Genomic DNA, 23,887 nt, shown 5'->3' with positions numbered 1-23,887 from the left:
TTAATTCACATATTCAGATTATGTGATTAGATTGCTTAACGTCAATCGGGACATGCTCAAGTTGACAAGATTTTTCGCCAGCCTTGCGGCCAGTGTGGCTCTTTGGAGCGGCGCGGCCGATGCCGAGCCGAGGCTTATCATGGTCGAACAGCCCGGCTGCGTTTACTGCGGCATGTGGAACGAGGTGATCGCCCCGATCTATCCCAAGACCCCCGAAGGCCAGTTTGCCCCGCTGATACGCGCCGATCTGCGTGCCGGACCACCCGAAGGCATCAGCTTTGCCCGCAAGGTTACCTATACACCGACCTTCATTCTGATCGCGGATGGTCAGGAACAGGCCCGGATCGAAGGCTATCCCGGCGAAGATTTCTTCTGGGGGTTGCTTGACATGATCCTGCAGGAGCACACTGAATTTACATTTCCCGCCTCCTGATGCAGACCTTTGGCAGAGCGACACAAATAACTGACCCGAAACAGGAACCCGCCTCATGACCTTGCCCATCCTCAGCAATGACATGTCCGATGCAGAATTCGACCGCATCGCCGATAAGGCCGCCCACGCTGCCGGCTTTCTCAAGGCCATCAGCCACGAGGGGCGGTTGATGATCCTGTGCCACCTGGTCAACGGCGAAAAATCAGTGACCGAGCTTGAAGACCTGCTGTCCGCCCGTCAGGCCGCCGTGTCGCAGCAGTTGTCGCGCCTTCGGCTCGAAGGGCTGGTCGTGCCGCGGCGCGACGGCAAGGCGATCTACTACCGCCTTGCGGATGATCGCCCGCGCAAGATGCTGGAATGCGTCTACGAACTTTTCTGCAAGGACGACTGAAACACTTGCACGCTTTTGCATGCGTCTGCATACTCTGCCCTTACTGCGCGTCAGGTCAAGGAGGAGAGACCAGACATGCTCGGCATGACTTACGAACATCTGGCTGTCGCCGGTGTGGGGCTTTTGGGCGGTCTACTGCTTGGCCTTGCCGCACGGCTGGGCCGGTTCTGCAGCCTCGGCGCGATCGAGGACCTGCTTTACGGCGGCTCATCGGTTCGCATCCGTCACTGGGGCGTCGCCATCGGCATTGCCGTGATGGGCAGTTTCAGCCTGATTGCGGCGGGTTGGCTCGACGTCTCTCATACACCCTATCTCGGTGCGCGCTGGCAACCGCTTGCCTCGATTTGCGGCGGGGCGCTATTTGGGTATGGCATGGCCCTGGCGGGCAGCTGCGGCTATGGCGCGCTGGCGCGGCTTGGCGGCGGGGATTTGCGCAGCTTCGTGATCGTGCTGGTTATTGGCGTGACGGCTTATACGGTTCTCAGTGGCCCCCTCGCCCCGCTGCGCGACGCGCTGTTCCCGCAGGTTGCATCAACCAACCTTGTTCCCGACGGGATCGCACATCAGATCGGCAGCTTTACAGGGATACCCGTCAGCTGGATCGGCATTGCATGTGGCGCGGTTCTGCTGGTGATCTCGCTGGCTGCGCGCCCGGTCTGGAATCATCCTGAACATATCTTCTGGGCCGTCATGGTGGGTATCGCCGTGATTTCCGGCTGGGCCGGCACCGCCTGGATCGCAGCCACGGGATTTGAGGCACTGCCCGTCGCCTCGCACAGCTTTGCCGCCCCCGTGGGCGAAACGATCCTGTGGTTCATGTCAGGCAGTGCCCGTCCGCTCAGCTTTGCGGTGGGATCGGTTGCCGGGGTCTGGACAGGCGCGTTTCTGGGGTCGCTCTACAAAGGGCTGTTCCGGTGGGAGGCCTGCGAGGATCCGCGCGAATTGCGTCGGCAAATACTTGGCGCCATTCTGATGGGAGTCGGTGCCGTGATTGCGATGGGATGCACCGTCGGTCAGGGGCTCAGCGCCTTTTCCCTTCTAGCCTGGAGCGCGCCGGTCACAAGCGCGGCGATTTTTGGTGGTGCGGCGCTTGGCCTGCGTCAGCTGATCATGGGATTTCAGCCGGCAGAGTGACCTGAGTTACCGCCCCTGCGGCGGGCAAGTCCGGAGCGGACGCCCGGGCCGCAGGGCACCATAGTCACATCCCATTACCGATACAGCAGTGACTCTCCGTCCGCGAATATATGCACCTTCGCTGGTACAGCGCCCAGCTTGACCTCTGTGCCGCGCAGGCCCGAATGGATGCCCGGCAGTTTGCCGATCACCGCATCCGACGCGCCCGGTTCCTTTTCGAAATAGAGCAGCGTGACCTCACCCAAGGCCTCGGTGATGTTCACCTTGCCGTTGAAGATGAAATCCGCGCCCGTCGCGACCTCAAGAAAATCCTCTGGCCGCACACCGACATTCACCTTGCGGCCCATGTCCGAGTCCAGCGTCGGGTAATCTGACACAGCCACGCCGCCGTTTGCCATCTTTACCGTGGTCTGCGGACCCGTCGCAATCACCTCGCCCGGCAGCAGGTTCATCGCGGGAGAGCCGATGAACTGCGCCACGAATTCGCCGTTGGGCCGCTCGTACAACTCCAGCGGCGTGCCGACCTGCGCGATCCCCTTATTCGCCAGCACCACGATCCGCGTCGCCAGCGTCATCGCCTCGACCTGATCGTGGGTGACATAGATCATCGTGCTGTCGGGCATGGTTTCCTTCAGTTGCGCAATCTCGATCCGGGTGGCCACGCGCAGTGCCGCATCAAGGTTCGAAAGCGGCTCGTCGAACAGATACACCTTGGGGTCGCGCACGATGGACCGCCCGATCGCCACCCGCTGCCGCTGCCCCCCCGACAGCGCCTTGGGCAGACGATCAAGGTAGTCGTCCAGCTGCAGGATCTTTGCCGCCTTCGCCACGGCCTTTTCGATCTCTTCCGGCGACTTCTTGGCGATCTTGAGCGCAAAGCTCATGTTGTCGCGCACCGTCATGTGCGGATAAAGCGCGTAGGACTGGAACACCATCGCGATGCCACGCTGGGCGGGCGGGACGTTGTTGACCAGCTGGCCATCGATTTCCAGCGTCCCACCGGTAATCTTTTCGAGGCCCGCAATCATCCGCAGCAGCGTGGATTTACCGCAGCCGGACGGGCCGACAAAGACGATCAACTCACCCTGCTTGATATCGAGGTTGATGTTCTTGAGAACATCGATCGTGCCGCCGTAGGTCTTGGCGACGTCTTTGAGTTTCAGGTTGGCCATGCGGTCCCCTCCCTAGGATCTTATGGTTTACGCCTTGGCACGGATCAGCAGCGCGGGCTGCCAGGGGCCAAGATGCAGTTTGCCGTCCGGTGCCGCGCCCGCGCTGCCCAGTTCGGCACCGATCTGGCGCCAATTGCCCTCGGGCATGGCTATGGTTGCAGGCTCAAAATTCAGGTTGAAGGCGCAGAAGATACAGACATCGCCCTCGGTCCGGATGAAATGCAGGATGCTGCCCGAGGTGCCAAGATCATGGATTTCGCCCTTGGCCAGCGCCGGATGGCTGCGCCTGAACGCGACCGCGCGGCGGTAATGGTGCAGGATCGCGGCCGGGTCCTGTTCCTGCGTGGATACGGCCCGGTTCAGGTGTTCATGGCTGACCGGCAGCCATGGATTTCCCTGCGTGAAGCCGCCGTTCTGATTGTTCGGTTCCCAGACCATTGGCGTGCGGCATCCGTCGCGCCCCTTGAAGGCCGGCCAGAAGCGTTTGCCATAGGGGTCTTGCAGATCCTCGAACGCGACATCGGCCTCGGGCAGCGCCAGCTCTTCGCCCTGATACAGGCAGACCGACCCGCGCAGGCACATCATCAGCGTGGTGAAACAGCGCGCACCGGCATCCGACAATTTCCAGCGTGTGATGTGGCGTGGCACGTCGTGATTGGAAAACGCCCAGCAGACCCAGCCGTCCGATGCGACCTCGGCGATCTTGTTCATCACATCCGTGATATAGTCGGGGGTCGGAACATGATCCGAGAGCAGCTCGAAAGCATAGCTCATGTGCATGAGGTCATCACCGGCGGTGTATTGACCCAGAATTTCGAGGCCGCGCTGATCATCCCCCACCTCGCCCACGGCGGCGGCATTGTATTCATTCAGAACCGCGCGGAACTTGCGCAGAAACTCGATGTTTTCAGGCTGCGTCTTGTCATAGAGGTGGTTCTGCCAGGTATAGGGGTTCACTGCCGGTGCGGTGATCGGGTTGCGTTCCTCAGGTGGCAGGGGCGGGTTGTCACGCAGCTGCGCGTCGTGAACGTAAAAGTTGATCGTATCCAGACGAAAGCCGTCCACGCCCCTGTCCAGCCAGAAGCGCGCAGTGTTCAGCAGCGCCTCCTGTACCTTCGGTTCGTGAAAGTTGAGGTCGGGTTGTTCAGTCAGAAAGTTGTGCAGATAGTACTGGCAGCGGGACGGATCCCACTCCCACGCGCTGCCACCAAAGATCGACAGCCAGTTGTTGGGCGGCGTGCCATCGGGCTTGGCATCGGCCCAGACATACCAGTTGGCGAACTCGTTATCCTTGCTCTGACGGCTTTCCTTGAACCAGTGGTGATCCTGCGAGGAGTGCGACAGCACGAGGTCGATCAGCACCTTGAGCCCCAGCCGGTGTGCGGTCTGGATCAGGATGTCGAAATCGGCAAGGCTTCCGAACATAGGATCGACGTCGCAATAGTCAGAGACATCATAGCCGAAATCCCGCATCGGCGATTTGAAGAAGGGCGAAATCCAGACAGCATCGACACCCAGCGAGGCGACATGGGGAAGACGCTGCGCGATGCCCAGAAGGTCGCCGATACCGTCGCCATTGCTGTCCTGAAAGCTGCGCGGGTAGATCTGATAGATCACCGCGCCGCGCCACCAGTCGGTGTCCTGCGTTGCGGATGGCATGGAAAGGTCTGCCGGATTGGTCATATGAGGAGTCTTTCGTTATCGTTTACTTGACGGAGCCGGCCAGCAGCCCGCGCACCAGATATTTCTGCATCGCAAAGAACACAAACAGCGGCACCGCGATCGATATGAAGGCCGCGGCCGCAAGGATACCCCAGTCCCCCCCGCGCGACCCCAGCAGGTCGTCGGCGATCTTGACCGTCATCACCCAGCTTTCGGAATTTGACGGCAGAAAGACCTTGGCGATCAGAAGATCGTTCCAAGTCCACAGGAACTGGAAGATGGCAAAGGACGCCAGCGCCGGAAAGGACAGCGGCAGCACGATCTTGGTGAACACCTGAAAATCGGTGGCACCGTCGACCTTTGCGCTTTCGATGATGTCGCGTGGAAGGCCAACCATGTAGTTGCGCAGCAGATAGATCGCCAGAGGCAGGCCAAAGCCGGTATGCGCCAGCCAGATGCCCAGAAACGACTGCCCGATGCCAATCTTGTTGTGAAGCTGCAGCAGCGGCACCAGCGCCAGTTGCAGCGGCACGACCAGCAGGCCCACCACCATGGCAATCAGGAACCCGCGCCCGGCGAAATCCATCCAGGCCAGTGCATAGGCCGCAAAGGCCGCGATCAGGATCGGGATGATCGTAGCGGGGATCGTCACCGTCAGCGTGTTGATGAACGCCCGGTCCATGTTGTCCGACGCCATGATCGTCTGGTAATTCTTCAGGCTGAAGCTCGGGGGCTGCATCGTGGTGATATAGACAGACGGCGCGCGCTTGATCTCTTTGTCCGAGACATAGGTGAAATCGCCATTCTCAGTAACCTCCAGCGACCGTTCCAGCACTGCCGTCCCCGGCACCACCGCGTTGCCGTCGTCGTCCTGCGTGGGGATCACCGCCTCGGTGCCCGCGTCATAGGCAACCTCGATGCGGGTGTCGTCAACCTTGCCATCCGGTTCGGTCACATCAACGGTGTAGCGGGCATAGACCTGCCCCGGCTCGGCCACGCCCGGCGCGGTCGCGGCAATGCCAAAGCCCGATACCGACCCGCTGCCGCCCTCAAACAGGTTGCCGCTCAGGACATGATAATCGCCGTTGCGGCTTGCCCCCGCAGGCTCGGGGCTGATGCGGATCGCTTCTTCGACCGAGAACATCGAGGCCCACCAGCCGCTGGCCGAAATCTGGTCGTTGGTGCGAAAACTCGACACCAGCAGGCCCACCGTGGGGATCAGCCAAAGCACCACCAGCACGATCACGCTGATGTTGGTGACGATGGAAAGCGAAGTCTTCTGTCCGGCCATATTGTCCATGATCTTCGTCCTTTCTCAGCGCATTTCTTTGCGGGCCTGGCGGATGTTCCAGACCATCACCGGCAGCACGATAATCATGATGACAAAGGCCACCGCCGTGGCACGTCCGTCGTCGCGGAACATGTAATCCATCATGTAGCTTGGCAGGATCTCAGTATCGAAATTGCCGCCGGTCATGGCATAGACAATGTCAAAGACCTTGAGCACGAGGATGGTGATCGTCGTCCAGACCACCACGATGGTGCCCATGATCTGCGGCACCTTGATCTTGAAGAAAATCTGAAACGGGTTCGCGCCGTCGATGATCGCCGCCTCGATGGTTTCCTCGGGGATGCCACGCAGGGCCGCCGACAGGATCACCATGGCAAATCCGGTCTGGATCCAGATCAGGATGACCATCAGGAAGAAATTGTTCCAGAACGGGATCTGCATCGGATCCACCGGCCCCATGCCCATCGTGTCCCGCAGCGCGTTGATGATGCCGATGTCGGGATCATTGGCATAAACGAATTTCCAGATCAGCGATGCACCAACAAACGAAATCGCCATCGGCATGAAAATCAGGGATTTGGCGAAATTACCCCAGCGCAGCTTGTCCGTCAGCTGCGCCACCAACAGTCCCAGGAACGTCGCCCCCGCAGGCACGACCAGCGCCCAGAGGATGTTGTTCAGCAGTGCGGTGCGGAACCCTTCTTCGCTGAACATCTGGGAGTAGTTGCCAAAGCCGATGAATTCGTCCCCCGCCCGATTGTAGAGCGAGCGGACAAAGGATCCGACCACCGGATAGACCAGATACAGCCCCAGCGCGAAGACCGCAGGGAACAGGAACAGCCAGGGCCGCACCATCGTGGCGCGGTTGATGTTGCGCCCGTGATCGTCGTGGCGCGCCGGAAAGATCACTTTGTCCAGGATCAGATTGGAGGCGTAAAAATAGGCGACGCAGCCGCCGACCCCTACAATGATCGTGATAAAACCCTGTAAAACCGGTGACATGACGGATCCCTCCCAATTTCGGAACGACATGGCGCCCCATTCGGGTACGCGCACCACTGCCCTGCCCTGCCCGTTATCGCGGGCACTGTGGGCGGGGGATGTCCCGCGCCTGCTGTCGGCGCGGGGCTGTAGCAAGATACGCTTAGCGGATGGAATCCCAGCGTGTCTGAATGGTCGTGGCGACATCTTCGGCCGGGGTTCCGGTCACATAGTCGATCATACCGGACCAGAAGGCACCCGCGCCGATCTCGGACGGCATCAGGTCGGATGCGTCAAAGCGGAAGGTCGTGGCGTTGGCCAGAATCTCGCCCTGCGCGCGCTGGGTGTCGTCAGAATAGGTGGCCGGATTGACGCCCGCATGCGCCGTCAGGAAACCACCCTGCGCCATCCACAATTCGTGCGAAATCGGGGTCTTGAGGAATTCGATCATCGCCGAGGTGGCATCGGATGGCGTGGTGATCGCAAACAATGTGCCCGCGCCCAGAACCGGTGTACCCAGATCCTTTTCCGCATAGGCCGGGAAGTAGAAGAAATCCGCATCCACGCCCATTTCGGTGCCTTCCGGGAAGAAAGCCGGGATAAAGGACGCCTGACGGTGCATGTAGCATTCCTGCGGGATCGTGAAGAGACCTGCCGGGCTGTCGCGGAAATCGGTTGTCGCTACGGACTGGGCCCCGCCCTGCACGAAATCGTCGTTCTTGGCGAACCAGCCGAATTCCTCGATCGCGCCGACAACTGCTGGATCGTTGAACGGGATCTCGTTCTTGACCCACTGGTCATAGACTGACGGTTCAGCCGTGCGCAGCATCATGTCTTCGACCCAGTCGGTTGCGGGCCAGCCTGTGGCAGCACCTGATCCCAGACCGATACACCAGGGCGTGCCGCCGTCGTCGACGATCTGCTGCGTCAGCTCCTTGAGCTCTTCCATGGTCTCGGGAATGTCATAGCCCGCCTCGTCAAAGGCGATGGGGGAAAACCAGACCAATGATTTCAGATCGACGCGGTAGAACAGGCCATACAGGCTCTCGGTCCCATCCTGGCCCGCATATGTACCGAGATCGACCCAGGATTGGCCGGCGGCATAGTTTGCCGCCACCCATTCGGCTGTCCCGTCGGCCAGCGGCGTCAGCAGGCCCTGACTTGCCATATCGGCGGCCAGACCCGGCTGCGGAAACACGGCAAGGTTCGGAGCTGATCCGGCACGGGTCGAAATGACGATATCCTGCTCAAAGCTGTCCGAACCGGAATAGTTGACCTCGGCGCCGGTGGCGGCTTCGAAATAGTCAAAGACCTTGTCGACCTTTTCCTTTTCATTGCCCGTCCAGGGGCCGGTGATGGTCACTGTCTGCCCGCTCAGATCATACAGTTCGGCAAAGGCGTTGTAGCTGTCCCAGTTGAAATCACCCTCGCCCGGCGTGAATGACAGATGCGCCTCGGCAAAGGCGCCCTGGGCCGTCACGGCAAGCACGGCAACACTCGCATAGACTGCATATTTCATTGAAAATCCTCCCAGATTCTTGCAACGGACGCCCCGCCGACGACCTGCCGCAACAGACTCGCCTCAAAGCGCTTTGAATGCTCGCAGGCTCGCCCAGATGCGGTCACCTGTCAATGGAAGGTTTTATTAATTTCAGGAATAAAAATGCTGCACTGCAGCTTATGCGGTAGTGCAGAAACACCTTTCACCACGGTCGGATTTGCGTGTAACGTGAGAAAAATTTAAAGCGCTTTGGAAATCTGCTGCCCGATGAATCTCAAGGAACTTGCCAGCCACCTGAACCTCTCGCAGACGACGGTCAGCCGTGCGCTGAACGGCTATCCCGAGGTGAACAAGGCAACCCGCCAGCGGGTCGAGGCGGCGGCGCGCGAATTCAACTATACCCCCAACGCCCGGGCCAAGGGGCTGGCGACGGGCCGGTCCATGTCCATCGGCCACGTCATCCCCACCTCGTCCAAACGCGAGATGGTGAACCCGGTTTTCGGCGACTTCATTACCGGCGCATCCGAGGCCTATGTCGAGGCCGGTTATGACCTTGTCCTGACACTGGTCGAGGATGGCAAAGAGGAACGGCTTTACCGCAACATCCGCGACAAGGGCAACGTCGACGGCATCATCGTGCACAGCCCGCGGATGCAGGACAGCCGCATTGCCCTTCTGTCGGATCTGGGTCTGCCCTTCGTCGTCCATGGTCGCGCATCAAACATAACGGCCGACTATTCCTGGGTGGACATGAACAACCGCAGCGCCTTTGAACGGGCCACGGCGTTCCTGACCGAACTCGGCCACAGCCGTATCGCACTGGTCAACGGGCTGGAGTTCATGGATTTCGCCTTTCGCCGCCGCGAGGGGTATCTCGCGGCGCTCGCCGTGCGCGGCATAGATCCCGACCCAGCGCTGATGCGCCAGGGTGAGATGACAGAACTGCTGGGGCATCAGTCGGCGCAGGAAATGCTGGCCCAGCCAGATCCGCCGACCGCCTTTCTGACCTCGTCGATGGTGACGGCCATTGGCGTGCGCCGCGCAATACAGGAAGCAGGCCTGGAGATGGGCCGCGATGTTTCGGTCATCACCCATGACGACGAGCTGGCCTATCTCATGAACGGCCAGAACGTGCCGCTTTTTACAGCGACGCGTTCCTCGGTCAGGGCGGCGGGGCGTTGTGCGGCGGACATGTTGCTGCGGATGATTGCCGATCCCGACTGCGGCCCCCTACACTCCCTGCTTGAGGCAGAATTGATCCTGGGAAATTCCACCGGCCCGGCCCCGGCAGCGGGCGAACCAAAGACAGTGCGACAGGGACAGACATGAAACACAAACGCAGCGACTTTCCGCAGGGCTTCCAGTTCGGCACCGCGACATCAAGCTACCAGATCGAAGGTCACGGCTTTGGCGGCGCGGGTCCGACGCACTGGGATACATTCGCCGCAACGCCCGGCAATGTGGTGCGCGCCGAGAATGGCCTGCGCGCCTGCGATCATTACCATCGGTACGAGGCCGATCTTGATCTGGTTCAGGCGGCGGGCTTTGACTGCTACCGCTTTTCCACCTCCTGGGCACGCGTCATGCCCGAGGGACGCGGCACCCCGAACCCCGAGGGCCTTGATTTCTACGACCGGCTGACTGACGCGATGCTGGAACGCGGGATCAAACCCTGCGCCACGCTGTATCACTGGGAACTGCCCTCGCCGCTGGCCGATCTGGGCGGCTGGACCAACCGCGACATCGCCAAATGGTTCGCCGATTTTACCGAGGTGATCATGGGCCGCATCGGCGACCGGATGCATTCCGTCGCCCCGATCAACGAACCATGGTGCGTCGCCTGGATCAGTCATTTTCTGGGGTACCACGCCCCCGGCCTGCGCGACATCCGCGCCACGGCGCGCGCGATGCACCATGTCCTGTTGGCGCATGGCACAGCGATCCAGACGATGCGCGCGATGGGTCTGAACAACCTTGGCGCGGTGTTCAACATGGAATGGGCCCAGCCGGTGGATGACACCCCCGAAGCCGCCCGTGCCGCCGCCACCTATGACGGTTATTACAACCGCTTCTACATGGATGGCGTGTTCAAGGGCAGCTATCCCGACACGGTTCTGGCAGGCATGGAACAGCACCTGCCCAAAGGCTGGCAGGATGATTTCCCGGTGATCGGTGAAAAGGTCGACTGGTGCGGCATCAACTATTACACCCGCAAGGTGATTGCCCCCAACGATGGCCCCTGGCCCAGCCTTGATGAGGTGACCGGCCCCCTGCCCAAAACCTTCATGGACTGGGAGATCTACCCCGAGGGCCTCTACCGTTTCCTGAAGCGCACGGCCGCAGAATACACCGGCGACATGCCCCTGATCGTGACGGAAAACGGCCTTGCCGCGCCGGATGTGCTGGAAAACGGCGCCGTCAGCGATCCGAACCGCGTCGATTTCATCGATCAGCACATGGCCGCGATCAAACGCGCCATAGACGAAGGCGTGCCGGTTGACGGCTATTACATCTGGTCCCTTCTCGACAATTACGAATGGGCGCTGGGGTATGAAAAGCGGTTCGGGCTGGTGCATGTGGACTTTGACAGCCTTGTCCGCACGCCGAAAGACTCGTACCACGCGCTCGCAAAGGCACTGAAAGAGTAGTTCCATGGCCAACAGCAAAGACATCACCGCAGTCGTCGCCGATATCGGCGGCACCAACACCCGGGTGGCCATGACACGTGGTACGCACGTGCAGACGGACACGATCCGCCGCTATCACAATGCCGATCACTCTGGCCTGAACGAGGTGCTCGCAGACTACCTCGGGGCGCTGGATGTGATCCCTGATGCGGCCTGCGTCGCCATGGCCGGACCAGTGCTGGACGGCGTGGGACGGTTGACCAACCTCGACTGGACCGTTGATCGCGACGTGATCGCCCGGGCGACCGGCGCCCGCACCGTGGCGGTTCTGAACGACCTGCAGGCGCAGGGTCACGCGCTGGACCATCTGACATCCGAAAACCTCACCTGCCTGATGCCGGGTCAGCCCGCCGGTGCGCAGGCCGCCAAACTGGTGGTCGGCGTCGGGACCGGCATGAATGCAGCGCCGGTGTTTCGCCTTGGCGGTCTGACGCTTGTCCCGCCGTCGGAATCCGGCCACATTACCCTACCCCTGCAGACCGAAGAAGAATTGCGGCTGATGGCCTTTATCGCCCGCCGCCACGGCACCCCGGGGGTCGAAGATGTGCTGTCGGGGCGCGGTTTCGAACGCGTCTATGCCTGGCTCTGCGAAGAGGACGGCGGTGCCGAACCGCTGGATGCCAACGCGATCATGCAGGCAGCCGAGGCCGGAAACGCCCCCCGTGCCGAACGCGCGATCGAGGTTTTCACCCACATGCTGGGACGTGTGGCGGGCAACCTCGCCCTGATCAATCTGCCTTTTGGCGGGGTCTACCTGATCGGCGGTGTCGCGCGCCACTTTGGCCCGCACCTGCTCGCCAAAGGCTTTGCCGAGGCGTTCTGCGACAAGGGGCGTTTCGCCGATTTCATGAAGCAGTTCCCCGTTCATCTGGTGACGGACGACTATGCCGCCCTGACTGGATCAGCCTGCCACCTGGCCGAAATCATGGCACAGGAGAACTGAACGACGCGATATTCCGCTTAATCTTACATCACCGCCAAAAAATTGAGCAATTCTCCGAGGTCATATCGAAGCACGCAGTTGCCATTAACCGAGCAGCGTTATTGATGGCGATAGTGCCCTTTCCTGGGACAGCAGAACGGGACGTACAGACATGAATATGGTCAGCCGCAACACCATGACGACCGACGAATTTCGCGCCGCAATCCTGCGCCACCTGAAATATGAACTGGGCAAGGACGCCAGTCACGCCAGCGTCGAGGATTGGCGCATGGCCCTGTCCTTTGCCGTGCGGGACCAGATCGTCGACAGTTGGTTTGCTGCCACGCGCAAGACGTATGAGGCCGGTGCAAAGCGGGTCTATTACCTGTCGATGGAATTCCTGATCGGTCGCCTTCTCGAAGACGGCATCGTGAACCTGCGGCTTGTCGATCAGGCGCGTGACGCGCTTGCCGCGCTGGGCCAGGATTTCGACACCGTTCTCGAAGATGAACCCGATGCCGCGCTTGGCAACGGCGGGCTTGGCCGTCTGGCTGCCTGTTTCCTTGAATCCCTGTCGACCCTTGGCTGCCCGGCCTATGGCTATGGCATCCGCTATGAACATGGCCTGTTCCGCCAGTCCTTTGTCGATGGCCGCCAGATGGAAGCGCCCGAAACCTGGCTGCTGAAACGCCACGCCTGGGAATTTGAACGCCCTGAATCGCGCTACCGCATCGGTTTCGGCGGCGAGGTCTCCACCAAGGGTGGCAAGGTGGTCTGGACCCCCGCCGACAGCGTCGATGCCGAAGCCTACGACACCCCCGTCATCGGCTGGCAGGGCCGCTGGGCCAACACGCTGCGGCTCTGGTCGGCCAGGGCATCGGATACTCCCTTTGACCTCGACAGCTTCAACCGGGGTGATTTCGCCGGCGCGGCTGAACCCGAGGCGCTGGCCCGCACGATTTCCCGCGTGCTCTATCCCGACGACACCACCGATCAGGGCAAGGAGTTGCGGCTCAAGCAGGAATATTTCCTGACCGGCGCCGCACTTCAGGACATCATGCGCCGGTTTGATTCCGAACATGACGATCTGGGCAAGCTGCCATCAAAGGTCGCGATTCAGATGAACGATACCCACCCCGCCATCGCCGGGCCGGAACTGGTGCGCATCCTGCACGACGAACGCGGTCTGCCGTTTGACGAGGCCATGAATATGGCGCAGGCCTGCCTCAGCTATACCAACCACACCCTGCTGCCCGAGGCGCTGGAAAGCTGGCACGAGGGGCTGTTCGGAAAACTACTGCCGCGCCATCTCCAGATTGTCGACCGGATCGACGATGCCCATGCCAAGGCGCACCCGTCGCGCACCGTCTCTGCGCGCTCGGACAATCACGTCAAGATGGGCGAGCTGTCGTTCATCATGGCGCACAAGGTCAACGGCGTCTCGGCGCTGCACACGGACCTGATGAAGACCACGGTGTTTTCGGAGTTCCATCGTTTGCATCCCGACCGGATCATCAACCAGACAAACGGCGTGACCCCGCGCCGCTGGCTGCTGTCGTGCAACCCGCGCCTGTCGGGCCTGATCACCGACACGATCGGCGAAACCTGGGCCGATCACCTAGAAGAACTCAAGGGATTGGAGCCGCATGTTTCCGATCCCGCCTGGCTTGAAAAATATGCTGCGGCCAAGCGCGCCAACAAGGTTGATCTGGCCAACTGGATGTCTTCGACCGCCGACATTAATGTCGACCCCGACATGATGTTCGACGTTCAGATCAAGCGCCTGCACGAATACAAGCGCCAGCACCTCAATATCCTTGAGGCGATTGCCCTCTGGCAGGAAATCAAGGCCAATCCATCGGCTGACTGGACGCCCCGGCTCAAGATCTTTGCCGGCAAGGCCGCACCGGGGTATTTCTTTGCCAAGGATATCATCCGCCTGATCAACGACGTCGCCAAGGTGCTGAACGCCGACGTCGAAACCCGCGACATGCTGCAGGTCGCCTTCCTGCCGAACTACAACGTGACGCTGGCCGAACGGCTGATCCCGGCCGCCGACCTCTCTGAACAGATATCGACCGCCGGGAAAGAGGCATCCGGCACCGGGAACATGAAATTCGCCCTGAACGGCGCGCTGACCGTCGGCACACTGGACGGCGCAAACGTGGAAATCCGCGAACATGTGGGGGCGGAAAACTTCTTTCTGTTCGGCATGACCGCCGACAAGGTCGAGGCCCGCCGCGCGATCAAGGATCATGCAGCCCAGGCCATCGCCGCCGATCCGCGCCTTGCCGCAGCGCTCAAGGCGATCCACGATGGCGTCTTCTCGCCGGACGAACCCGCGCGCTATCACAACATCACGGAAAACCTGTCGGGGCCGGACTACTTCCTCGTGTCATCGGACTTCACCGACTATTACCGCGCCCAGCGTGAGGTCGACACCGCCTTCAAGGACCAGCAGCACTGGATGACCATGGCGGCGCTGAACACGGCGCGGTCGGGCTGGTTTTCCTCCGACCGCACGATCACCGACTACATGGCCCAGATCTGGGACGCCAAGAGCCTGCGCGACAGCTAAGCCGTCAGCGCCTTCGGCCAACGCAAGCCGCCCCGCGCCCGCCCTTGGGTGGACGCGGGACGGTCGCATTTCGTGCCTTGTTTCCCGGCGCCTTCGCAGCACATGCCTCAGCCAAAAGTCCTTTCATCGAATAATTGCCCAAGGCAGGCGCAAAATGCCCAAAGCCCTTGCAGAAGATGAAAACGCGCATAGGGTTAGCGTATGACAGAGCAAACCGACCCAAAGACTTTCGCCCTGTTGCGACGCGTGATCGACGCGCGTTGCGATGATCCTTTCGCCATTCTCGGACCGCATGGGCACGGCGCCCACCGCAGCGTCACCGCCTATGATCCCGGCGCAACGGCAATGTGGGCGGTGGTCGATGGCACGGCCCTGCCTCTTGCACCACAATCCGGTCTGCCCGGCATTTTCCGCGGAACCGTTCCGGGGTCGAAACCGTATGTCCTGCGCGGCCAGAACGAAGCCGGAGAGACATGGGATGTTGAAGATGCCTACAGGTTCGGACCCGTGTTGGGCGAAATAGACGAATACCTTCTGGGGGAAGGCACCCATCGCAAGCTCTGGCAGGTGCTTGGTGCCCATGTGCGCAAACACGAGGGCGTTGATGGCACTTCCTTTGCCGTCTGGGCCCCGAATGCGCGGCGTGTCTCGGTCGTGGGCGACTTCAATTTGTGGGACGGACGTCGCCATGTGATGCGTCGGCGCGGCGCAACCGGGGTGTGGGAGATTTTCATTCCCGGCGTCGCCGATGGCACTGTCTATAAATACGAAATCGTCGGCGCCCATGGCGCGGTCCTGCCTCTCAAGGCTGACCCCGTCGGTTTCGGGTCACAACACCCGCCGGAAAATGCCAGCGTCGTGCGCGATATCAGCGGATATGGCTGGTCAGACAACGGCTGGATGGACAAGCGTGCGCAGAACAATGCCCGCACTGCCGCGATTTCGGTCTACGAGGTGCACCTGGGATCCTGGCGGCGCAAGGAACACGGTCGCCAGATATCCTACGTCGAGGCGGCAGATGAACTGGTCGCATACGTCAAGGATATGCGATTCACCCATATCGAACTGATGCCGATCAGCGAATACCCCTTTGACGGGTCGTGGGGATATCAGCCGGTGGGCATGTTCGCCCCCACCATCCGTCACGGGCCGCCGCATGAATTCCGCGATCTGATCAATGCCGCTCACAAGGCCGATATCGGTGTCCTGCTCGACTGGGTCCCGGGGCACTTTCCCACGGATGCGCACGGGCTTGGCCAGTTCGACGGCACGGCGCTTTATGAACATGGCGACCCGCGCGAAGGGTTCCATCAGGACTGGAACACGCTGATCTACAACTACGGGCGACGCGAGGTGGCGAACTACCTGACGTCCAACGCGCTGTATTGGCTGGATGAATACCACGTCGACGGTCTGCGCGTGGATGCTGTCGCCTCGATGCTCTACCGCGACTATTCCCGCAAGCATGGCGAATGGGTCCCCAACAAAGACGGCGGACGCGAGAATTACGAAGCCATCGCCATGCTTCAGAACATGAACACCTTCACCTACGGCGAGGTGCCCGGGATCATGACCGTGGCCGAGGAATCCACCTCCTTCCCCAAGGTGTCGCGCCCGGTGCACGAAGGTGGTCTGGGGTTCGGCTACAAGTGGAACATGGGCTGGATGAACGACACGCTGGATTACATGAAAAAGGATCCGCTGTATCGCAAACACCACCACCACCAGATGACCTTTGGCCTGCAATATGCCTTTAGCGAGAATTTCATCCTGCCGATCAGCCATGACGAGGTGGTGCACGGCAAAGGGTCCATGCTGGACCGGATGCCGGGCAATGAATGGGAAAAATTCGCCAACCTGCGGGCCTATTACAGCTTCATGTGGGGACACCCCGGCAAGAAGCTGCTGTTCATGGGCCAGGAATTTGCTCAGGCGCGGGAATGGAACCACGACAGCGAACTTGATTGGAAAGGCGCGGAAAAGCCCAACCACAAGGGCATCCAGTCGCTGGTCCGCGATCTGAACAACATCTACACGGCCACCCCTGCCCTGCACATCAAGGATTGCGATCCCGACGGATTTCAGTGGATCGAGGCGGACGATGCCGAAAATTCGGTCTACGCCTGGATCCGGCGCGGCAACCCGGGCAACCCCGAGGTGGTTGTCATCTGCAACATGACGCCCCGGGAACATGGGGCCTACCGCATCGGCCTGCCGTCTACCGGCATCTGGCGCGAGGCGTTGAATTCTGACGCAGCAAAGTACGGCGGTGGCGACCGGGGCAACATGGGCAGCGTGACCGCAACGAACGACCCCAGCCACGGCCAATCCGCCAGCGCAAAGGTGATGCTGCCGCCGCTGTCCACGATTTTTCTGATAAAGGACTGAGAACGAATGAAATTCGGTCTGGTGTGAGAGACGGGTGGCCCCACGGGGCCGCCACACAAAGGGGAGGAGACCACCAATGACACTTTCAAGCAACAGGCTCGCCAGCAAATCCATGGCATTCGTACTCGCTGGGGGGCGGGGATCGCGGCTTCGGGAATTGACCGACCGTCGGGTGAAACCGGCCGTCTATTTCGGCGGCAAGACCCGGATCATCGACTTTGCCCTGTCCAACGCGGTGAATTCCGGCATCCGCAGGATTTCCGTCGCAACCCAGTACAAGGCGCATTCGCTGATCCGCCATTGTCAGCGCGGCTGGAACTTCTTCCGGGCGGAACGGAACGAATTCCTCGACATCCTTCCCGCATCGCAGCGCGGCGGGGATGAGGCGTGGTACCGTGGCACCGCTGATGCGGTGACCCAGAACATCGATATCGTCGACAGCTATGACGTGGACTATGTGCTGATCCTCGCGGGCGATCACATCTACAAGATGGATTACGAATTGATGATCCAGCACCACGTCGATTCCGGCGCTGACGTGACCATCGGTTGCCTGACCGTACCGCGCGCCGAGGCATCGGCCTTTGGTGTGCTGGATGTGGACAAGGATGACGTCATCACCTCGTTCCTGGAAAAACCCGCCGATCCGCCGGGCACCCCGGACGATCCCAGTGTCACGCTGGCATCGATGGGGATCTATGTCTTCAACTGGAAATTCCTGCGCGATCTGCTGGTGCGGGATTCCGAAGATCCGAATTCCAGCCATGATTTCGGCAACGATCTGATCCCCGAGATCGTGAAAAACGGCAAGGCGCAGGCGCACCGGTTTACCGACAGCTGCGTACGTGCAACCCCGCAGGCCCCGGCCTACTGGCGCGATGTGGGCACCGTCGATGCCTTCTGGAAGGCGAACCTCGACCTCACCGATTTCACCCCGGAACTGGACATGTGGGATACCGAATGGCCGATCTGGACCTATTCGGAATCCGTCCCCCCCGCCAAGTTCATCCATAACGAGGCAAACCGGCGCGGCGTCGCGATCAGTTCGCTGGTGTCGGGCGGCTGCATCATCTCGGGGACAGAAATCCGCAATTCGCTGCTGTTCACCCAGGTCCACACCAACTCCTATGCCTCGCTCGATCAGGCGGTGGTGCTGCCTTATGTGAACGTCGCCAGATCGGCCCGGCTGACAAAGGTGGTGATCGATCGCGGTGTGCATATCCCCGAGGGTCTGATCGTCGGAGAAGACCCGGACGAGGATAAAAAATGGTTCCGCGTTTCCGAAGGAGGCGTCACCCTTATCACCCAGAACATGCTGAACAAAAGGGCCGCCGCCCTATGACCAGAGTCCTGTCCGTCGCGTCCGAATGTGTCCCGCTGGTCAAGACAGGCGGCCTTGCAGACGTGGTGGGCGCACTGCCCTCTGCGCTGGCGGAATGTGGTGTCGACATGCGCACTCTTCTGCCCGGGTATCCGGCCGTCATGGCCGGGGTCAAAGGCGCCAAGGTGGTCACCGATCTGGGCGATCTCTTTGGCGGCCCCGCAACTCTGCGACGCGGTGCGCTGGGGGATCAGGTTCTGTACGTTCTGGACGCGCCACACCTCTATGATCGCCCCGGCTCGATCTACCTTGCCCCGGATGGCAAGGACTGGCCCGACAATCCCGAACGCTTTGCCGCACTATCCTGGGCCGCCGCCCATATCGGCACCAACGGCATCGAAGGCTGGTCGCCCGAGGTGCTGCACCTGCACGACTGGCAGGCCGGGCTTGCCCCGGTCTACCTGCGCGAAATGGGTGCGGCGGATCGCGTCGGCACGCTGCTGACCATCCACAACATCGCCTTTCAGGGCCTTGCCCCCGCCAACCGGCTTGACGCGTTGCGCCTGCCCGCCACGTCCTACAATCCCGGCGGGTTTGAATATTATGGCCAGATCAGCGCGCTGAAGGCCGGGCTTGTCACCGCTGACAAGATAAGCACGGTCAGCCCGACCTATGCCACCGAACTGATGACGCCGGAATTCGGCATGGGCCTTGATGGGGTGCTGCGCGAACGTCAGGCCGATCTGACCGGCATCCTGAATGGCATCGACCTTGGCGCCTGGTCCCCGCCCTACAAGTCCCCCAAGGGCAAGGCCGCCCGCACCAAAGCGCTGCGAAAAGAGATCGGCCTGCCGCCCAGCGACGGCCCGCTCTGCGTCGTGATTTCCCGCCTGACCGAACAAAAGGGGCTCGACCTGCTGCTGAACGTCCTGCCCACCCTGCTGGATGCCGGTGCGCAACTGGCACTGCTCGGATCGGGTGATGCACGGCTGGAATCCGGCTTTCGTGACGCCGCCACGCGCTATTCCGGCGTGGTCGTGCGCATCGGCTATGACGAGGCGCTGGCCCACGATCTGATCGCTGGTGGCGATGTCATCCTTGTGCCATCGCGCTTCGAACCCTGCGGGCTGACCCAGCTCTACGGGCTGCGCTTTGGCACCCTGCCGTTGGTCGCCCTGACCGGCGGTCTGGCCGACACTGTGATCCCCGCCAGTCCTGCGGGAATGGCTGCCGGCGTCGCCACCGGATTTCAATTCGCCCCCGTGACAGCTAACTGCCTGCGCGTTGCGCTCATGCGGATGTGCGCGCTCTGGCAGAACCGCAAAGACTGGCAGAAGATGATGGAGAACGCGATGGCGCATCCCGTCGGCTGGGACCAGTCAGCCCGTACCTATGCCGCGCTTTATCAGACTCTCAAGAAGGTCCCATGATCCAATCACCCGCACTGGCCCCCGGCCACTTTGCCCCTCTGGGGGCGACCTTCGATGGCGAAGGCGTCAATTTCGCCGTCTTTTCCGAACATGCCACCCGCATGACGCTGTGCCTGTTCTCGGGCAACGGCAAGACCGAGACACACCGCATCGACCTGCCCGAACGCGACGGCGATGTCTGGCACGGCTATGTCTCGGGCGTGAAACCGGGGCAGCTTTACGGTCTGCGCGCCGACGGGCCGTATCAGCCCGACGAAGGCCACCGTTTCAACTACAACAAGCTGCTGATCGACCCCTACGCCAAACGGCTGACCGGCCACCCGATCTGGCATGATGCGCTGATGGGTTATACCGTCGGCCACGATGACGCAGACCTCAGCTTTGACACCCGCGACAGCGCAAAATACATGCCGCGCTGCGTGGTCGAGGATCCCAGTTTTTCCTGGGGCAACGACACGCCGCCCAACACTCCCATCTCGCACTCTGTCATCTACGAGGCACATGTGCGCGGCATCACCCAGCTGCACCCCGATGCGCTCAACAAGGGCGGTTTCCTTGCGCTGGCCTCGGACGTCATGCTGGACCATCTGGTCAAACTTGGCATCACCGCGATCGAACTGCTGCCGGTTCAGGCCTTTCTCAATGATCGTTTTCTGGTCGAAAAGGGGCTGTCGAACTACTGGGGCTACCAGACGCTTGGCTTCTTTGCGCCCGATCCGCGCTACCTGACCAAGAATGCACTCTGGGAATTTCAGCACATGGTCGCGCGCCTGCACAGTGCCGGGATCGAGGTCATTCTGGACGTGGTCTACAACCACACCTGCGAAGGCAGCGAACAGGGTCCGACGCTGGCCTTTCGCGGGCTCGACAACGCCAGCTATTATCGTCTGGCCGAAGATAAACGCTGCTACATCAACGACACCGGCACCGGCAATACGGTGAACATGGATCACCCGATGGTCCTGCGCATGGTGATGGATTCCCTGCGCTACTGGGTCGAAGTCATGCATGTCGACGGCTTCCGCTTTGACCTTTGTTCGACCCTCGGGCGCACAGCCACCGGGTTTGACCGCAACGCCGCCTTCTTTCAGGCGCTGCGTCAGGACCCGACCCTGGCAGGCGTCAAACTCATCGCTGAACCCTGGGATATCGGCCCGGGCGGCTATCAGGTCGGTGCCTTCCCGCCGCCGTTTTCGGAATGGAACGACAAGTACCGCGATTGTGTGCGCAAGTTCTGGCGCGGCGACGAAGGCCAGGTTGCCGAACTGGCCGACCGGCTGACCGGCTCTGCCCCGCAGTTCGACCACTCCGGCCGCCCCGCCACGGCCTCGGTCAACCTGATCACGGCGCACGACGGCTACACGCTGGCCGATGTGACCGCCTACGAAGAACGCCACAACGAAGCCAACGGCGAGGATAACCGCGACGGTCACGGATCGAACCACTCCGACAACTTTGGCGTCGAGGGCCCCACCGACGACCCCGACATCAACGCCGCCCGTATCCGCCGACGCCGCAACATGCTCGCCACGCTGCTGCTGTCGCAGGGCACACCGATGATCCTTGCCGGGGACGAGTTCGGCAATTCGCAAGAGGGCAACAACAACGCCTACTGCCAGGACAATGAAATCGGCTGGGTCGACTGGGAAAATGCCGACCATGACCTGATGGCCTTTACCACCCGGCTGATCGCCTTCCGCAAGGCGCATCCGATCCTGCGGCAGAAACGGTTCCTGCATGCCCGCGAACGCATCGTTGACGGGATCGAGGATCTGTTCTGGTGGCGCGCCGATGGTGAACACATGCAGGACGACGACTGGAACACGCCCGAGCTGCGTTTCCTTTGCGCCGAAATGCGCACCGCGTCCGGCACCCCGAAATATGCCGTGCGGGAAGAGGCGATCCTGCTGGCCTTCAACGCGGGCGAAGCGCTGGACGTGACCCTGCCCGAAGCGCCCGAAGGCAAACACTGGGTGGTGCATCTGGACACGGCCAACCCCGATCACGTCGTGGAATCCGCCTCGGGGGCGACGCATCCCATGGCTGCGGAATCCGTGCTGGCCATGGTGCTCGAGGCACGCCGTGACTGAAGCCCTGACAGATCTGGCGGTCAGCCTTGGTGTGGTTCCCAGCTACGTCGACCAGACCGGAACCAGGCGCGACACCTCTCGGGACACGGCGCAGGCGCTGCTGACCGCCATGGGGCACCCTGTCGCCAACGATGCCGAGGCGCAGGAACTGGCGCGGCATCTGGCGTCTCAGGCGCAGGCGTTGCCCCGCTGGCACGTCTGCCGTCCGGACCGCCCCACGACCCTGCCCATCCCCGAAGACGCCGAATGGCACATCACGCGCGAAGACGGGCACAGCCAGCAGGGACGCGGTCCACGCCTGCCCTCCCTGCCGATGGGCCGTCATGTCCTGCACATGGGCGCGGTGCAGACCACCCTGCTGGTCGCCCCCGCCCGCCTGCCCCTGCCGCCGCGGCTTTGGGGGTTGATCGTGCCGCTGGCGGGTCTGCGCAGCGCCGCACGGGGTGGCATCGGCGACTACCACGACCTTGGCCATATGGCGCAGGGGCTGGGCGATCTTGGTGCGGCCTTTCTGGGCATCAACCCGGTCCACGCCGGTTTTTCCGCTGATCCCAGCGGCTTTAGCCCCTACACGCCGTCACACCGCCGCCGCCTGTCCACCCTGCACCTGCACGTCCCCGACGAGGTACCGCTGCAGGGCCATCCCCTGATCAATTATCCCAACGACATTCCCGCCCGCCTATCCGCGCTCGAAGGGGCCTATCACGCCTACACCCAGACCGCCGACCCCGCCGCATTCGAGGCATACCTGATCCGCGAAGGTGCGCCGTTACAGACATTTGCCACCCATCAGGCCCTATCCGAACGCCACGGCGCCTACTGGAACCTCTGGCCCGCTGACCTGCAAAATCCCGACAGCGACGCCGTGGCGCAGGCCGCCCGCGACCTTGGCCCACGCCTGCGGTTTCACGCATGGCTGCAATGGATGGCCGAAGAACAACTTGGACAGGCGGCCCGCACCGCCCGCGACAGCGGCATGGCGCTGGGTCTCTACCTTGATCTTGCCGTCGGCACCCATCCGCATGGCGCCGAAACATGGGAGGATCGCACAAGCTTTGCCTTTGGCGCCTCGCTCGGCGCGCCGCCGGATGCGTTTTCCAAGGATGGCCAGAACTGGCAGCTCGCCCCGTTCAACCCGCAGGCGCTGATCGACGGGCACTTTGCCGCCCTTGCCGAAACCCTGCGCCGCCAGTTCCGCAGTTCGGGCATGCTGCGCATCGACCATATCCTGGGCTTTGACCGCGCCTTCTGGGTGCCCGACGGTGCGCCCGGTGCCTATGTCCAGATGCCGCTGGATGCGATGCTGGCAGTCGTGCGGATCGAAGCTGCCCGCGCCGGTGCCGTAGTCGTGGGCGAGGATCTGGGAAATATCCCCGACGGGTTGCAAAAGGCGCTTGCCGCCTCTGGCATCCTTGGCTGCCGCCTGACGATCTTTGAACAGAACGGGCGCAAAACCCCGCGTTTCCGCAGCCCGCGCAGCTATCCGCAGGCGACCATCGCCAGCTTTTCCACCCATGACCTGCCAACATGGGACGGCTGGCGCGAAGGACACGAAATCGCCCTGCGCCGCGATCTGGGGACCATGGACCCGGAACCTGCGCAATCAGCCCTTGATTGGCGCGGGCAAGAGGTGGCCGCACTCGACCGTGACACCGCCAAGACGAGCGACACCGCGCCCGACGATGTGGATAGCATGCACGATCACCTTGGCCGCAGCGCATCGCGGGTTGCAGCGCTGCAGATCGAGAATATCCTGCGCATCACCGAACAACCCAATCTGCCCGGTACGACCACAGAATACCCCAACTGGCGCCAGCGTTTGCCTGCTGGCCCCGATGAATTACTGAAAGACCCCCGGCTGGCCAAAGCCGCCGCCGTGATGAAGCGCCACGGGCGCTAAAAGGAG

At 61.7% G+C, this 23,887-nt stretch carries 17 protein-coding genes; 12 read left to right on the top strand and 5 right to left on the bottom strand.

Going from position 1 to position 23,887, the window contains the following annotated elements; all coding sequences use genetic code 11:
* Positions 1 to 52 precede the first annotated feature (52 nt).
* From CHB75_RS02075 to CHB75_RS02065, 3 genes are all read left to right on the top strand, one after another.
* The gene (locus CHB75_RS02075; RefSeq protein WP_089268844.1) at positions 53 to 433 is read left to right on the top strand and encodes a thioredoxin domain-containing protein; all 381 of its coding nucleotides are present in this window, start codon (positions 53 to 55) and stop codon (positions 431 to 433) included.
* 55 nt (positions 434 to 488) lie between these two features.
* Positions 489 to 824, top strand: coding sequence for an ArsR/SmtB family transcription factor (locus CHB75_RS02070; RefSeq protein ID WP_089268843.1), 336 nt, complete (start codon positions 489 to 491; stop codon positions 822 to 824).
* A gap of 75 nt (positions 825 to 899) precedes the next feature.
* Complete coding sequence (locus CHB75_RS02065; RefSeq protein ID WP_089268842.1) at positions 900 to 1,958, top strand: YeeE/YedE family protein; 1,059 nt, start codon at positions 900 to 902, stop codon at positions 1,956 to 1,958.
* Positions 1,959 to 2,032: 74 nt separating this feature from the next.
* Here CHB75_RS02065 and CHB75_RS02060 read toward each other — a convergent pair whose 3' ends face one another.
* The 5 genes from CHB75_RS02060 to CHB75_RS02040 all read right to left on the bottom strand — a co-directional run bounded on the left by CHB75_RS02060 (position 2,033) and on the right by CHB75_RS02040 (position 8,583).
* Positions 2,033 to 3,130 (bottom strand): ABC transporter ATP-binding protein, encoded by a 1,098-nt coding sequence (locus tag CHB75_RS02060; protein ID WP_089268841.1) that lies wholly within the window; start codon positions 3,128 to 3,130, stop codon positions 2,033 to 2,035.
* A 27-nt stretch (positions 3,131 to 3,157) separates the two neighbouring features.
* Positions 3,158 to 4,813: an alpha-amylase family glycosyl hydrolase gene (locus CHB75_RS02055; RefSeq protein ID WP_089268840.1), complete on the bottom strand. Its 1,656-nt coding sequence runs from the start codon at positions 4,811 to 4,813 to the stop codon at positions 3,158 to 3,160.
* A gap of 22 nt (positions 4,814 to 4,835) precedes the next feature.
* A complete protein-coding gene (locus CHB75_RS02050; protein ID WP_089268839.1) occupies positions 4,836 to 6,092 on the bottom strand; it encodes a carbohydrate ABC transporter permease in 1,257 nt (418 codons plus the stop codon).
* 15 nt (positions 6,093 to 6,107) lie between these two features.
* Positions 6,108 to 7,085 (bottom strand): carbohydrate ABC transporter permease, encoded by a 978-nt coding sequence (locus CHB75_RS02045; protein WP_089268838.1) that lies wholly within the window; start codon positions 7,083 to 7,085, stop codon positions 6,108 to 6,110.
* A 142-nt stretch (positions 7,086 to 7,227) separates the two neighbouring features.
* Positions 7,228 to 8,583, bottom strand: a complete 1,356-nt coding sequence (locus tag CHB75_RS02040; protein WP_089268837.1) for an ABC transporter substrate-binding protein — start codon at positions 8,581 to 8,583, stop codon at positions 7,228 to 7,230.
* Positions 8,584 to 8,832: 249 nt separating this feature from the next.
* Here CHB75_RS02040 and CHB75_RS02035 point away from each other — a divergent pair, with 249 nt between their 5' ends.
* The 9 genes from CHB75_RS02035 (at position 8,833) to malQ (ending at position 23,881) form a co-directional block, all read left to right on the top strand.
* Positions 8,833 to 9,894 carry a LacI family DNA-binding transcriptional regulator gene (locus CHB75_RS02035; protein WP_089268836.1) on the top strand — a complete coding sequence of 354 codons (1,062 nt, stop codon included), beginning with the start codon at positions 8,833 to 8,835 and terminating at the stop codon, positions 9,892 to 9,894.
* Positions 9,891 to 11,213, top strand: a complete 1,323-nt coding sequence (locus CHB75_RS02030; RefSeq protein WP_089268835.1) for a GH1 family beta-glucosidase — start codon at positions 9,891 to 9,893, stop codon at positions 11,211 to 11,213. Before CHB75_RS02035 ends, CHB75_RS02030 begins: the two co-directional genes overlap by 4 nt.
* A gap of 4 nt (positions 11,214 to 11,217) precedes the next feature.
* Entirely contained in the window at positions 11,218 to 12,195 is a 978-nt protein-coding gene (locus CHB75_RS02025) for a glucokinase (RefSeq protein WP_089268834.1), read from the top strand.
* 157 nt (positions 12,196 to 12,352) lie between these two features.
* Positions 12,353 to 14,752, top strand: coding sequence for a glycogen/starch/alpha-glucan phosphorylase (locus CHB75_RS02020; protein WP_425439482.1), 2,400 nt, complete (start codon positions 12,353 to 12,355; stop codon positions 14,750 to 14,752).
* 201 nt (positions 14,753 to 14,953) lie between these two features.
* Positions 14,954 to 17,140: a 1,4-alpha-glucan branching protein GlgB gene (glgB, locus tag CHB75_RS02015; protein WP_089268833.1), complete on the top strand. Its 2,187-nt coding sequence runs from the start codon at positions 14,954 to 14,956 to the stop codon at positions 17,138 to 17,140.
* A gap of 76 nt (positions 17,141 to 17,216) precedes the next feature.
* On the top strand, positions 17,217 to 18,482 hold the full coding sequence (gene glgC / locus CHB75_RS02010) for a glucose-1-phosphate adenylyltransferase (RefSeq protein ID WP_089268832.1): 1,266 nt from the start codon (positions 17,217 to 17,219) through the stop codon (positions 18,480 to 18,482).
* Positions 18,479 to 19,891: a glycogen synthase GlgA gene (glgA, locus tag CHB75_RS02005; protein WP_089268831.1), complete on the top strand. Its 1,413-nt coding sequence runs from the start codon at positions 18,479 to 18,481 to the stop codon at positions 19,889 to 19,891. Before glgC ends, glgA begins: the two co-directional genes overlap by 4 nt.
* A complete protein-coding gene (gene glgX, locus CHB75_RS02000; protein ID WP_089268830.1) occupies positions 19,888 to 21,981 on the top strand; it encodes a glycogen debranching protein GlgX in 2,094 nt (697 codons plus the stop codon). Before glgA ends, glgX begins: the two co-directional genes overlap by 4 nt.
* Positions 21,974 to 23,881, top strand: coding sequence for a 4-alpha-glucanotransferase (malQ, locus tag CHB75_RS01995; RefSeq protein ID WP_245840603.1), 1,908 nt, complete (start codon positions 21,974 to 21,976; stop codon positions 23,879 to 23,881). The genes glgX and malQ overlap by 8 nt, the downstream gene beginning before the upstream one ends.
* Positions 23,882 to 23,887 lie beyond the last annotated feature (6 nt).

It is taken from the genome of Puniceibacterium sediminis (assembly GCF_900188035.1).
Lineage (GTDB): Bacteria > Pseudomonadota > Alphaproteobacteria > Rhodobacterales > Rhodobacteraceae > Puniceibacterium > Puniceibacterium sediminis.
This window is presented reverse-complemented; position numbering and strand designations above follow the sequence as displayed.